General features: G+C 70.3%; 12 protein-coding genes. 8 read left to right on the top strand and 4 right to left on the bottom strand.

Going from position 1 to position 13,200, the window contains the following annotated elements; genetic code table 11:
• Positions 1-64: 64 nt before the first annotated feature.
• From ACFY0T_RS46645 to ACFY0T_RS46620, 6 genes are all read left to right on the top strand, one after another.
• Positions 65-1,045: a glycosyltransferase family 2 protein gene (locus ACFY0T_RS46645; protein WP_388884647.1), complete on the top strand. Its 981-nt coding sequence runs from the start codon at positions 65-67 to the stop codon at positions 1,043-1,045.
• Positions 1,042-2,376 (top strand): alpha-2,8-polysialyltransferase family protein, encoded by a 1,335-nt coding sequence (locus ACFY0T_RS46640; RefSeq protein WP_388884646.1) that lies wholly within the window; start codon positions 1,042-1,044, stop codon positions 2,374-2,376. Before ACFY0T_RS46645 ends, ACFY0T_RS46640 begins: the two co-directional genes overlap by 4 nt.
• Positions 2,373-3,554 carry an acyltransferase family protein gene (locus tag ACFY0T_RS46635; RefSeq protein ID WP_388884645.1) on the top strand — a complete coding sequence of 394 codons (1,182 nt, stop codon included), beginning with the start codon at positions 2,373-2,375 and terminating at the stop codon, positions 3,552-3,554. The genes ACFY0T_RS46640 and ACFY0T_RS46635 overlap by 4 nt, the downstream gene beginning before the upstream one ends.
• 132 nt (positions 3,555-3,686) lie before the next feature.
• Positions 3,687-4,283 carry an RNA polymerase sigma factor gene (locus tag ACFY0T_RS46630; RefSeq protein WP_388884644.1) on the top strand — a complete coding sequence of 199 codons (597 nt, stop codon included), beginning with the start codon at positions 3,687-3,689 and terminating at the stop codon, positions 4,281-4,283.
• Positions 4,280-5,317, top strand: a complete 1,038-nt coding sequence (locus tag ACFY0T_RS46625; RefSeq protein ID WP_388884643.1) for a CU044_5270 family protein — start codon at positions 4,280-4,282, stop codon at positions 5,315-5,317. The genes ACFY0T_RS46630 and ACFY0T_RS46625 overlap by 4 nt, the downstream gene beginning before the upstream one ends.
• Before the next feature lie 138 nt (positions 5,318-5,455).
• A complete protein-coding gene (locus ACFY0T_RS46620) occupies positions 5,456-6,379 on the top strand; it encodes a class I SAM-dependent methyltransferase (protein ID WP_388884642.1) in 924 nt (307 codons plus the stop codon).
• Positions 6,380-6,455: 76 nt separating this feature from the next.
• Here the strand turns inward: ACFY0T_RS46620 and ACFY0T_RS46615 are convergent, their stop codons facing one another.
• Positions 6,456-7,106, bottom strand: a complete 651-nt coding sequence (locus ACFY0T_RS46615) for a TetR/AcrR family transcriptional regulator (protein ID WP_388884641.1) — start codon at positions 7,104-7,106, stop codon at positions 6,456-6,458.
• A 68-nt stretch (positions 7,107-7,174) separates the two neighbouring features.
• Between ACFY0T_RS46615 and ACFY0T_RS46610 the strand changes: the two genes are divergently transcribed.
• Positions 7,175-8,620, top strand: a complete 1,446-nt coding sequence (locus ACFY0T_RS46610) for an FAD-dependent oxidoreductase (RefSeq protein WP_388884640.1) — start codon at positions 7,175-7,177, stop codon at positions 8,618-8,620.
• On the opposite strand, the gene leuE is transcribed toward ACFY0T_RS46610, so the two are convergent.
• From leuE to ACFY0T_RS46595, 3 genes are all read right to left on the bottom strand, one after another.
• Positions 8,617-9,267 carry a leucine efflux protein LeuE gene (leuE, locus tag ACFY0T_RS46605; protein WP_388884639.1) on the bottom strand — a complete coding sequence of 217 codons (651 nt, stop codon included), beginning with the start codon at positions 9,265-9,267 and terminating at the stop codon, positions 8,617-8,619. The genes ACFY0T_RS46610 and leuE overlap by 4 nt on opposite strands.
• A gap of 84 nt (positions 9,268-9,351) precedes the next feature.
• Positions 9,352-10,254, bottom strand: a complete 903-nt coding sequence (locus ACFY0T_RS46600; protein ID WP_388884638.1) for a hypothetical protein — start codon at positions 10,252-10,254, stop codon at positions 9,352-9,354.
• 81 nt (positions 10,255-10,335) lie between these two features.
• On the bottom strand, positions 10,336-11,916 hold the full coding sequence (locus ACFY0T_RS46595) for a methylmalonyl-CoA mutase (protein WP_388884637.1): 1,581 nt from the start codon (positions 11,914-11,916) through the stop codon (positions 10,336-10,338).
• 292 nt (positions 11,917-12,208) lie between these two features.
• On the opposite strand from ACFY0T_RS46595, the gene ACFY0T_RS46590 reads away from it, so the two are divergent.
• A complete protein-coding gene (locus tag ACFY0T_RS46590; protein ID WP_388884636.1) occupies positions 12,209-13,012 on the top strand; it encodes a L,D-transpeptidase family protein in 804 nt (267 codons plus the stop codon).
• Positions 13,013-13,200: the final 188 nt, after the last annotated feature.

Here is a 13,200-nt window from a genome sequence, read left to right as displayed (position 1 = left end):
CCGTTCACCTGACATCAAGCCGCCGGTCAAGACGAATGACGGGCCGCCGCCTAACGTCACGTGGGTGGTCAAGCTCTCCGTCATCGTGCCGTTCTACAACGTGCAGCAATACGCACCCGACACCCTGAAGAGCCTGCGTGCGAACGCCCGCGCAGACTTCGAATTCATTCTCGTCGACGACTGCTCGCGCGACGAGACACCGGACATTCTCGCGCGCGCGGAGCGCGAGCTCCCGGGTGCGGTGTATGTCAGACACGAGAAGAACGGAGGACTGGCCACCGCGCGCAACACCGGGATCGACAAGGCGCGCGGCGACTACCTCACGTTCCTCGACGGGGACGACTGGCTCGCCCCCGGCTATTACGAGCAACTCCTCGCCTCCATCGAGGACTTGGGCTGCGACTTCGTCCGTACGGACCATGTCCAGTGCACCGCGCGCGCCCGCACCATCCACCGCGTTCCGCACGGCCGGCGGGGCGTGGTGATGCGTCCGCGCGACGCGATCCTGCCCGCCGACCGCTCCACCTCCGTCGACTACGCCTACGCCTGGGCGGGCATCTACCACCGCCGGCTGGTCGACCGTGGGCTGCTGCACTTCACCGACGGACTGCGCACGGCCGAGGACCGGCCGTGGATCTGGAAGCTGCACCGGGAGGCGGAATCCTTCGCCACGGTGGGGCTGCTGGGCGTGTTCTACCGGCGTGGCGTAGCCTCCTCACTGACCCAGATCGGGGACGTACGTCAGCTCGATTTCATTCGCGCGTTCGATCAGGTGGTGGCCGAAACCGCCGAGGACCGCGAGGCGGAAAAACTCCTGCCCAAAGCCGTGCGCACGTATTGCGCGATTATTTCCCATCACCTGGGATCCATCGAAAGGTTCGAGCCAGCGGTGGCACGGAAACTCAAGTCGATGAGCGCGGTCGCGCTGCGGCGCATGCCGCAGGACGTGCTCGACGACGCCCTCGACTCGATGGACGTGCAGCGCGCGACGCGACTGCGCCGGCTGCGCCGCCGGCCCGCTCCCGCCGCGGGGGTGGCCGCGTGACCACGCAGATCTTCATGGCGTCCACGCTGTACGGCACGGCCACGCTGGCCGCGGCGCTGGACACCGAGTGTTTCGCGCCGGCCGACCGTCGCATCCTGCTCGTCTCCAACAACGCGGCGACTCCCGAGACGACGTCGGGCGTGGACGAGATGCCCGGCTTCGAGCGGCTGCGCGGCCGCTTCGACGACGTGATCTCGTGGAACGAGACCATCTCCCCCTTCCACCCCGGTGGTTGGGCTCCGCGGCTCGACGACGTGCCCCTGTGGGAGCGGCATCTGCGGCTCGCCTGGAACCTCGGCGACGACGACATCGAGCTGGCCGTCGAGTCGATCCAGGTGAACCCGGCGCTCGGCGTCTCGCAGATCTTCACCGGCGCGCCCGTCACCGTGTACGCGGACGGCCTGATGAGCTACGGCCCCACCCGCAACAAGATCGACCCGCTGGTCGGCACGCGCGTGACCCGGCTGCTCCACCTGGACCTGGTCCCCGGCCTCAAGCCGCTGCTCCTCACGGAGTTCGATGTCGAGCCGGAGATCGTCCCGACGGACGCCTTCGTGAAGGTGCTCGCCGAACTCGGCGACACCGGCGACGAGTTGCCCTCCATCGACGAACCGGCCCTGCTGCTCGGCCAGTACCTCTCCGCGCTGGACATCCTCACCGCCGAGGAGGAGGAGAACCTCCACGTGCAGATGCTGAAGGGCGCCCTCGCACTCGGCCACACCCGCGTGGTGTTCAAGCCGCACCCCTCGGCCCCGGCCCGCTGGTCGCGCATGCTGGAGAAGGAGGCCGAGAAGCTCGGCGCCGACCTCACCGTGCTCGACACCCCGGTCCTCGCCGAGGTGCTCTACCAGCGGATGCGCCCGGCCCTGGTCGTCGGCTGCTTCTCCACCGCGCTGCTCACGGCGTCCGCGCTGTACGGCCTGCCGGTCGCCCGCGTCGGCACCGAGCCGCTCCTCGACCGCCTCACGCCGTACGAGAACAGCAATCGCGTCCCCGTCACCATCGTGGACGCCCTGCTGCCCGAGCTGACGGACAGGGCGGCGGTCACCGAGCAGCGGCGCGGCCTGGACGTCACCGCCCTGACCGGACTCGTACGAGCCGTGGGATTCGCCATGCAGCCGAAGATCTACCCCGACCTGCGCAAGGCCGCCGAGGAGTATCTGACGCACCATCTGAATCAGCACACCTGGCGGTACTTCAAGCGTCGACGCCTCACCTCACTGGCGCTGCCCGGCGCGGTCCCGTCACAGCTCGCCTTCATCCCGCGCAACGCGACGGTACGCCGAGTGGCGCGCCGCGCACGGTCGTTGAAGCGGGCGACGCTCGGATGACCGCCTCCGCCGCCGCGTCGGCCTCCGCATCCGTGTCCGCCCCTGCGGACGCCTCGCTCCCGAAGTCCGCGCCGGAAGGCGGTGCGGACGGCGTCCCGCCCCGGATACTGCCCCGGGCGCACGCGCCACGCCTGCGTGCGCTCGACGGGCTGCGGCTCGTCGCCGCGCTGATGGTCGCGTGCTACCACTACGGCGGCCGCGACGGGGAGGTCGCGCGGGCCTGGGGCACTTCCCCCAGCCACCAATTCCCGATGTTGCACGAGTGGTTCGCATACGGCCCCCTCGGTGTCCAGATCTTCTTCGTGATCAGCGGGTTCGTGATCTGCATGAGCGGCTGGGGCAGGTCCCTGCGCTCGTTCTTCGCCTCCCGCGCCTCCCGGCTGCTGCCCGCCTACTGGGCGGCGGTGATCCTCGTGACCGCGGTGTTCGCTCTGCCCGTCGTCGCGTTCCACGCGGTGTCGCCGAGCGACGCGCTGGTGAACCTGACGATGCTCCAGCAACCCCTGGGCGTGGACCGGGTGCTGGGCGTCTGCTGGACGCTGTGGGCGGAGGTCCGCTTCTACGCCCTCTTCGCGCTGTGCATCGTCCTGCCGGGCGCCAACCGGCAGCGGGTGATCCTCTTCTGCGCGGGCTGGACACTGGCGGCGGCCATCGCGCAGGCCGCGAACGAGCCGCTCCTGAACATCGTCCTGATGCCGGAGTACGCCTCGTACTTCATCGGCGGCGTCGGCCTCTACCTGATCCACCGGGACCGGCGGGACGCGTACGCCTGGGGCATCGTGGGCGTGAGCTGGCTGATCGGCCAGCACTACGCCGTGGCGAAGCTGTGGCACGCCCCGAACCCGGAGTTCTTCTCCTACCGCTCCTCGTTCGGCATCGTCCTGGTCGTCACGTTCGGCTACCTGGCGGTGATGGCCATCGCGCTCGGCTGGCTGAACTGGGCCAACTGGCGCTGGCTGTCGGTCGCGGGGGCGCTCACGTACCCCTTCTACCTGGTCCACGAGCACCTGGGCTGGGTCGCCATCGAGTACTACCACCGGACGCTGCACATCCCGTCGTACGGCACCTTCCTGGCCACGGTCGCCACCATGCTGCTCCTGGCCTGGCTGCTGAACCGGTACGTGGAGGAATGGCTGACGCCGAAGCTACGGTCGGCCCTGTCGACGCCGAGGCGCTGACCGCTCCGTAAGACGCCTCTGAAGCCACCCGTTCGCCTGGCCGGAAATCGCCCCTCCGCCGAACGCGCCCGCACCGGGCCGCCAATCACCGGGTGCGGTCGTCGTTCTCACGGCCGCGGGAGGGGAGGTCCGGTGGAAACGGACTCGGAAACGGACTCGGCGACGGACGAGGAGCTGCTCACCCGGTCGGTGCGCGACCCGGTGGCGTTCGAACCGCTGGTCGCCCGGCACTCGACCGCGCTGCACGGCTTTCTCGTGCTGCGGGTGCCGGGCGCGGCGGACGACCTGCTGTCGGAGACCTGGCTGCAGGCGTTCCGCGGCCGTGCCGGCTTCGACCCCGGTCGCGGCACCGCGCGCGGCTGGCTGTTCGGGGTCGCCCGGGTCGTGGTGGCCGGGTATTGGCGAGGCGCCGCGCAGGACCAGGGGGTCCCGTCGCAGAGCGAGGCCAGCACCGACCCCTGGCACGCCGTCGACCAGCGGCTGGACGCCGCCGCGGTGGCTCCACTGATCCGCCGTGTGCTGGCCGGTATGCCCGAGGTCGAGCGCCAACTGCTGCTGCTCGTCGTATGGGATCAGCTCACGCCCGCCGAGGCCGCGACCGCGGTCGGGGTCCCGCCGGGAACGGCCCGCTCCCGGCTGCACCGGGCCCGGTCACGACTGCGAGAGGCCCTCGGGACCTCGCGGGAGACGGACGCAACGGCGGAACTCAGGGCGGGAGATCCGGCATGACCAAGTACGACGACACCCAGAACGACACGCAGTACGACGACGAGTTCACGCCGGACTTCGCGGGCGCCGACCGGCTGGTGGCGGCCGGGCGGGTCGCGCCGCCGGAACCCGCGGTGGTGGCCGCGGCGTTGGCCGTGGTGCGCGAGGCCGCGGCCGAGGAGGTCCGTCACGAACCCGTCGCGGATCCTCGGCCCCTGCACAGCCGACGGCGGATCCTGTGGACGGCCGGTGCGGCGGCCGCGGTGGCGGCCGGGGCGGTGTTCCTGCCCAGGGCCGGGTCCCGTGAGACCGACGACCGGCCACCGGCCACCGCCAAGACCGCGCCCGAGTTCCTCCAGCAGGTCGCGTTCGTGGCGGTAGGCGGCTCGAAGCCCACGGCACGCTACTGGAGGGTGGAGATCGCCGCGGAATACCACATCCCCGCGGTGAAGATCAGGCACGGCGTGACCCCGAGGCCCGGCGCCCCCACGTTCCTGCCGGCCGAAGTCATCCGCAATCACTACGTCTCCTGGCTGAGCCGCGACGGGCTGACGGAACAGTCGGACTCCGGCGAGGTCACCCACCTGCCGAGCAAGGACCAGATGAGCTGGAGCGTCGCGAACAAGGGGATCACCTGGGACGATCTGCGTACGCTGCCCACCACCCCGGCGGCGCTCAAGGCCCGCCTCGTCGGCAGCAACCCGCAGCCGACCGTCTGGGAGGCCCTCTTCAACGGCATCGACGCCCTGCTGTCCCGCGCACCGTCCGGCCCGGAGCTGCGCGGCGCGCTCTACGAGCTGCTCGCCGAGATCCCGGGCATCCGGCTGCGGGGCCGGGCCAAGGACGGCGCCGGGCGTATCGGTACGGCGGTGGAGCTCGACGGCGAGGACCGGCGCGGGCGCCTCGTCATCGATCCGAAGAGCGCGCTCCTGCTGGAAACCGGTGTCTACGCCATCGGCGGCGCAGAGGACGGCCGGCTGGTCAGCCGTAACACCTTCCTGTCGGTGGGCCCGGCACGGACGGCGCCCGAGCCGACGGGCACTCCGCACAAGTGACGCACAGGAATTGGTCTGCCGTTCACCTGGCCGCCCGTTTGGGCACGCGTCGCCGGGCAGACACCGAGGAGTTCCGCACAGGCTCGTCCACGCAAGCGTCCGTACAGGCCCGTCCGTACAAGGAAGTGCTCTCTCCAGATGACCTTCGTATCAGGCACGACCCGACCGCCCCGCGTACTCGACGACGTACCCGGCTGGTTCCCCGTCCTCGACCAGATGCTCTTCGACTGGTTCCTGGACCGGCACGAGTCCGCAGGAATGCGGGGTGACCTGCTGGAAGTCGGGGTGTACATGGGCAAGAGCGCGATCTTCCTCGGCCGTCATCTCCAGGATGGCGAGCGGTACACGGTGTGCGACCTCTTCGAGGGCAGCGCGCCGGACGACGCCAACCGGGCGGAGTCGACGAAGTCGTACGGCGCGCTCACCCGACGGACCTTCGAGGAGAACTACCTCTCCTTCCACGACACGCTGCCCCGCGTCCTGCAGGGCCCCAGCAGTGTGGTCCCGGCGGAAGTCGCCCCCGGCTCCTGCCGGTTCGTCCACATCGACGCCTCGCATCTCTACGAGCATGTGTACGACGACATCGGCGCCGCCCGCGACGCGCTGCTGCCCGGCGGAGTCGTCGTCCTGGACGACTTCCGCTCGGAACACACACCCGGCGTCTCCGTGGCCGCCTGGGAGGCGGTGCTCACCAGAGGTCTGCGCCCGATCTGTCTGAGCACGCAGAAGCTGTACGGGACCTGGGACGATCCCGGCGCCGTACAGGAGGAGCTGCTGGCGGCGGTGCGCGAACGCGAGGATTGCCACCTGAGCGTCCAGCAGGCAGCCGGACACCGTATCGTCCGCCTCAAGTCCAAGAAGGGCATGCAGGCACCGTCGTTCGCGCCGTCCCGGTACGCGAACGAGCCCGATCCCACCGCGAACCGGGCCCCCACCAGGCCGGACACGTCCGCCGCCCGGCGCCGCAGCCGCACCCGTCGCATCGCCGTCGACCTGCTGCCGCCCGTCCTCACCCGCGCGATCCGCGGCGCCCGCCCGAGCAGGGACTCGGGGGCGCGCTGACATACGGGGGTCGACGGGCGGGGCGGTCGGCCGTGCAACGGTCGACGGGGCGACGTCGCGCTCGACCGCGGTCGGCTCAGCCGATCCCGTACCGCGTCTCGATCCCCGCGATCACCAGGGCCAGCCCTTCCTCGAAGTGGTGGTCGTAGTCCTCGAAGATCTCCGCGCCCGCCGCGGCCGACAGCGGGAAGTCGGCCATCCGGCGGGCGCGTTCTTCGACGTCGTAGCCCTCGCGGCGCTCGTCCGGCAGGGGCTGGACGCCCTGTTCCTCGGTGACGAAGCCGAGCGTGTACAGGTAGGTGGTCGACGTCGCGCGGACGGCCTGGGCGAGGGTGAAACCGGCCTCCGTGAACAGCCGCAGGGTCCGCTCCATCTCGACGGCGTGCAGGGTGCCGGTGAAACGCGAGCCGCTGAAGACCTTCGCGCCGTCGCGGTAGCTCAGCAGGGCGGCGCGCAGTCCGCGGTTGGCGGTCAGGAGGCGCTCCTGCCAGGTGGCGTCAGGGGCGAGCCCGGCGCCCGCGACCATCCGGCGGTACATCTCCGTCGCCATCTCGTCCAGCAGCTCCTGCTTGTTCTTGAAGTGCCAGTAGAGCGCGGGCGCCTGGACGTTCAGCTCCTTGGCGATCGCCCGGAGCGTGAGGCCGTCGAGACCGACCTCGTTCAGCAGGCGCAGGGCGGTCTCGACGACCTGCTTCTTATCCAGCTTGGGGGATCTCTGGGTAACCACGCTTGACAGTTTAACGCCGTTAAGGGCATGCTCCGAGCGTGCAACTTAACAGCGTTAAGGAGGCTGTCATGAACGCGGACGGAATCATCGGCACAGACGGAATCGGCAACACGGACGTACTCGTCGTCGGCGCCGGCCCCACCGGACTCGCCCTCGCCGTCGACCTCGCCCGGCGCGGAGTGGACGCGCTCGTCGTGGAGCGGGCCGACGGGCTGTTCCCCGGCTCGCGCGGCAAGGGGATCCAGCCGCGCACGATGGAGGTCTTCGACGACCTCGGCGTACTGGACGCGATCCGCGCGGCGGGCGGCACGTACCCGGTCGGAATGATCTGGCAGGACGGCAAGCGGGTGGGTGAGCACCAGATGTTCGACCCGGCCGAGGCGAGCGGCGACTCGCCGTACACCGAGCCGTGGCTGGTGCCGCAGTGGCGCACCCAGGAGATCCTGTTCGCGCGGCTGGCGGAACTGGGCGGGAAGGTCGCGTTCGGGCGGGAGGTCACCGGTCTCACACAGGACGAGGACGGCGTGACAGTGGAGTTCGCCTCCGGCGCCCCGGTCCGCGCCCGGTACGCCGTCGCCGCCGACGGCGGACGTTCGGCGGTGCGCCGCGCGCTCGGGATCGGCATGGCCGGGGAGACCGTGGACCCGAACCCCATGCTGGTGGCGGACGTCCGGATCACCGGGCTGGACCGCGACAACTGGCATGTCTTCCCGCCGCGCGGGGACGACGACGGCTTCCTCGCGATCTGCCCGCTGACGGGGACGGAGGACTTCCAGGTCGTGGCGCAGTTCCCTGAGGGCACGGACGTCGACCTCTCCCTCGACGGCATCCGCAAGGTCGTCGACGCCCGCTCGCACCTGTCCCCCGGCGACGTGACCGAGGTGCGCTGGGCCTCGGACTTCCGGCCGCGCGCCGCGATGGCGGACCGCTTCCGCGCCGGGCGGGTGTTCCTCGCCGGGGACGCGGCGCACGTCCACTCCCCCGCCGGGGGCCAGGGCCTCAACACCAGCGTCCAGGACGCGTACAACCTGGGCTGGAAGCTGGGCGCGGTGCTGCGCGGGGGCGCGCCGGTCGCGCTCCTCGACTCCTACGAGGAGGAGCGGCTGCCCGTCGCCGCCGACATGCTCGGCCTGTCCACCCGGGTGCACCGGGGCGAGGTCCGGCGCGGCGCGGCCACGCGGCAGCTCGGGCTCGGCTACAGGGGCCGCTCGCTCGCGGTTGAGAGCCGCACGGACCTGCCCGACGACGCCCTGCACGCGGGCGACCGCGCCCCGGACGGCATCCGGGACGGCGTACGCCTCTTCGACGCGTTCCGGGGGCCGCACTGGACGCTGTTGACCGTCGCCACGAACACGACGCTGCCGCCGCTCCCCGCCGTCCGCACGGTGCGGATCCCCTCCTACGAGGCGTACGGAGCCGGGGTCTTCCTCGTCCGGCCCGACGGTTACGTCGGCTGGGCGGGCAGTACGTCGCAGGGGCTGGCGGAGTACGCCACCCTCGTGGGCCTCTCCTAGGCGCTGGCGAGCGTGAGCTTCACGGCGAAGCCGAGGAAGAGGGCGCCGGCGGCGCTCGTGGCGCCCGCGGAGAGCCGCTTGCGCCGGCGGAAGGCCGCCGCCAGCTTCGTACCGCTGAATATCAGCGCGGTGAGGTAGAGGAAGCTCGCGAGCTGGGCGAAGGCGCCGAGGACGACGAAGGAGAGGGCCGGGTAGGCGTACCCCGGGTCCACGAACTGCACGAAGAAGGCGACGAAGAACAGGATCGCCTTCGGGTTGAAGAGGCTGATCACCAGCGCCCGCCGGAAGGGCCGCTCCTCGGTGGCGACCGCGGGCGCCTCGGCCTCGGCGGCCCGCTCCCGCCGGGTCCGCCACATCCCCCACGCGGCCCGCAGCATCCCGACCGCGAGCCACGTCAGATACCCGGCGCCCGCGTACTTCACGATCCCGAACAGCACGGCGTTCGCCTGCAACAGCGAGGCAACCCCGGCCGCCGACAACGTCATCAACACGGTGTCCCCGCACCAGACACCCGCGGCGGCGGTGTACCCGGCCCGTACACCACGCCGGGCGGCGACGGAGAGCACGTACAGCGAGTTCGGGCCGGGTAGCAGGACGATCAGAACGAGACCTGCGAGGTAGGTGGGGAGATCAGTGACACCGAGCATGACAGGGAGTGTCGCACGCGGGTACGACACTCCCTCCCGGAGTTTCGCCCGGTGAGACGGCCGGTCTCCGGGTACCCGCGCGGTTCACAGACCGAGGGAGGGACCGCCGAGGCCAGGGAAGTCGATCGTCTCGTCGGGAAGGTCGATCGACGCGTCAGGGAGCTCCTTGGACCCGTGGTCGAGCTCGAGCGCGGACGGACCGGCGAAGAGCTCGAACGACCCGGGGAATTCGGCCGTGACGGTCCTGTCATCGATCCCGATCGGGTCGAGCGCCGAGTCGAACTCGGGCGCGGTCGGCCGGCTCTCGCCGGCCTCCCGATGGCGCAGCCATTCCGCGAACCCCTGCGTCTGCGCGAAGTCCTTGGCCGCCTCCAGCTCCTTCTGCTCGGCCTTCTCGCGCATGCCCCGCACCGCGTCGCTGAGCATCGTGACGGTCTTGCCGATCACCGACGTCGGCATCATGTGGATGAGGAAGCCGCTGATCACACACCGGGCCGCGCCGGCCGCCAGACTGCCGTCGCTCTTGAGTTCGGCGTGGACCCCTTGCAGCAGGGCGGCGTCGATGTCGCCGTGCAGGCCCGTGATGACCGCCGACGCCGCGTCGTAGACGGTGGCGCCCTCGGGGTCCAGGGGCTCCAGGGGACATGTGAGGGCAATGACCGACTCCTCGTCCTCACCGACTTCGTGGAACGTGATCGCGAGGTGCTTGGTCTTCTCGTTGACCTTCTCGAGGGTCAGCGGGGGCTCCATGCCCTCGATCACGGACAGCGCGTTGTCGAGGACCTTCTTCTCGTTGGCGAGCGGACCGACGTCGACGGCCAGTCCCTTGAGGTCCAGCCGCGGCTCCTTGTCGAACGGGAAGCCGATGTCATCCCCGAAATCGAGCTCGGGAGTCTCTCGCCACAGCGGCTCGGCCTTGGGCTCCACCTTCGGCCGTGGGACGTTCTCGCGCGGCCTGCCCGATCCGAACTCCGATCCGAACTTCATCTGAGCCTCCCCGAGACAGCGGGCCGGTATGTCTCCTTACGACGCACCGGCCCACTCCCCGGGTTCCCTCAAAAGCCCTGCTCAGAAGGCGTCCGACGGCACATACGTCCCCCATACCTCGCGCAGCGCGTTGCACACCTCGCCGACCGTCGCGCGGGCGCGGAGGGCGTCCTTCATCGGGTAGAGGACGTTGTCCGTGCCCTCGGCGGCCTTCTTGAGGTCGGCCAGCGCCGCGTCCACCGCCGCCTGGTCGCGGTCCGCGCGGAGCTTCGCCAGCCGCTCCGCCTGCTGGGCCTCGATCGCGGGATCCACCCGCAGCGGCTCGTAGGGCTCTTCCTCGTCGAGCTGGAAGCGGTTGACGCCGACCACGACCCGCTCAGCGGAGTCGGTCTCCTGGGCGATGCGGTACGCGCTGCGCTCGATCTCGGATTTCTGGAAGCCGTGCTCGATGGCGTTGACCGCGCCGCCCAAGTCCTCGACCTTGGCCATGAGTTCGACGGCGGCGGCCTCCACGTCGTCGGTCATCTTCTCGATGACGTACGAGCCCGCGAAGGGGTCGACGGTCGCCGTCACGTCCGTCTCGTAGGCGAGCACCTGCTGCGTACGCAGGGCCAGTCGCGCGCTCTTGTCCGTCGGGAGCGCGATCGCCTCGTCGAAGGAGTTCGTGTGCAGGGACTGCGTACCGCCGAGCACCGCGGCCAGGCCCTGGACGGCGACGCGGACCAGGTTCACCTCCGGCTGCTGCGCCGTCAGCTGCACGCCCGCCGTCTGCGTGTGGAAGCGCAGCATCAGCGACTTGGGGTTCTTCGCACCGAACTCGTCCCGCATCACCCGGGCCCAAATGCGCCTGGCCGCACGGAACTTGGCGACCTCCTCCAGGATCGTCGTACGGGCGACGAAGAAGAACGACAGGCGCGGGGCGAAGTCGTCCACGTCCATGCCGGCCGCGACCGCCGTGCGCACGTACTCGATGCCGTCCGCCAGCGTGAACGCGATCTCCTGCGCGGGCGAGGCACCCGCCTCCGCCATGTGGTAGCCGGAGATCGAGATCGTGTTCCACTTCGGGATCTCGGTCTTGCAGTACTTGAAGATGTCCGCGATCAGGCGCAGGGAGGGCTTCGGCGGGAAGATGTACGTCCCGCGCGCGATGTACTCCTTCAGCACGTCGTTCTGGATCGTGCCCGTCAGCTGGTCGGCCGGCACCCCCTGCTCCTCGCCGACCAGCTGGTACATCAGCAGGAGCAGCGCCGCGGGCGCGTTGATCGTCATGGACGTCGAGACCTTGTCCAGCGGAATGCCGCCGAACAGGATCCGCATGTCCTCGACCGAGTCGATCGCCACACCGACCTTGCCGACCTCGCCGTGCGCGATGGCGGCATCCGAGTCGTGGCCCATCTGGGTGGGCAGGTCGAAGGCGACCGACAGACCCATCGTGCCGTTGGCGATCAGCTGCTTGTAGCGGGCGTTGGACTCCACGGCGGTGCCGAACCCGGCGTACTGCCGCATCGTCCACGGACGGCCCGTGTACATCGACGGGTACACGCCACGAGTGAAGGGGTACGAACCCGGCGCGCCCAGCCTCTCGGCCGGGTCCCAGCCCTCCAGAGTCTCCGGCCCGTACACCGGTTCGATGGGCAGACCGGACTCGGATTCGCGCGCCATTTGCTGTGCCTCCCGCTGAAGCTACTTACTGGTAGGACCCGACCCTCGCGACGGACTGTAGCGGCGGCCGTGCGCCCGGTGGAGTGGCCCACGCTGGGACCTTGCTCACAGACCGGTTCACGGACCTGTTTCACCCTTCACCGTGCTCGCCGCTTTCACCGCTTTCACCGTTCTCGCCGTTCCGCTCTCCACCATGCCGCCTAGTTCGCAACCGGTCACGCGCGGGGAGCATCTCAGGTGACACAACGGCAAAACGGGGGTCCGGATGCGCATAACAGGTAAGACGAAAGGTATGAAGAGATCACTGGCCGCCCTCGCGGCTCTCGTCGCGGTGAGCGGCTGTACGGCACAGGCCGTGGGCGCGCACGGGAAGACCCCGCCGCCCGTGAAGACCGGCCGTACGGCCACGCCCACCCCGACGGCCACGTCCACGCCGGAGGACGGCAAGCCGGACGCCCCCGCCCCCAAGGTCCTGTGGTCGCGCGGCGACAAGGGCACCGACGTCCGCGAACTGCAGGCCCGGCTGCACCAGGTCGCCTGGCTGATCACCGCGCCGACGGGGACGTACGACTCCCCGACGGTCAACGCCGTGAAGGGCTTCCAGGGCAAGCGCGGACTGCCGCGCACCGGCGTACTGGACACCGTCACCTGGCAGCGGCTGACGAGGATGACGCACAAGCCGGCCGACTGGGAGCTGTACCCCTACGGCGGGCAGCCGCCCGCGCAGCCGGACCCGCGCTGTATGACGGGCCGCGTGCTGTGCGTCAGCAAGACGAGCCGCACCCTGCGCTGGATGGTCGACGGGAAGACGGTCTCGACGATGGACGTACGGTTCGGCTCGCAGTACACGCCGACCCGCGAAGGTGTGTTCAGCGTCTACTTCAAGTCGCGCTACCACGTGTCGACGATCTACCACACGTCCATGCCGTACGCGATGTTCTTCAGCGGCGGCCAGGCGGTCCACTACTCCACGGACTTCGCGGCCCGCGGCTATTACGGCGCCTCGCACGGCTGCGTCAACGTACGGGACAAAGGGAAGATCGCGGCGCTGTTCGCGCAGGTCCGCAGGGGCGACAAGGTCGTCGTCTACTGGTGACGACGGGCGCCGTATCGGCGGAGAAGCCGTATCGGCGGAGAAGGGGAGTGGGGGGGGGGGGGGGGGGGGGGGGGGGGGGGCCCCCCCCCCCCCCCCCGCGCCCCAATTTGTTTGTGGGGTCCCCCCCGCCCGGCCGCCGGCCCGGCTCCCACGGCGGCCCCCAAAAAACACACAGGCGGGGCCCAACA

Origin of the sequence: Streptomyces sp. NPDC001530 (genome assembly GCF_042894545.1) — a bacterium.
Taxonomy (GTDB): Bacteria; Actinomycetota; Actinomycetes; order Streptomycetales; family Streptomycetaceae; genus Streptomyces.
This window is presented reverse-complemented; position numbering and strand designations above follow the sequence as displayed.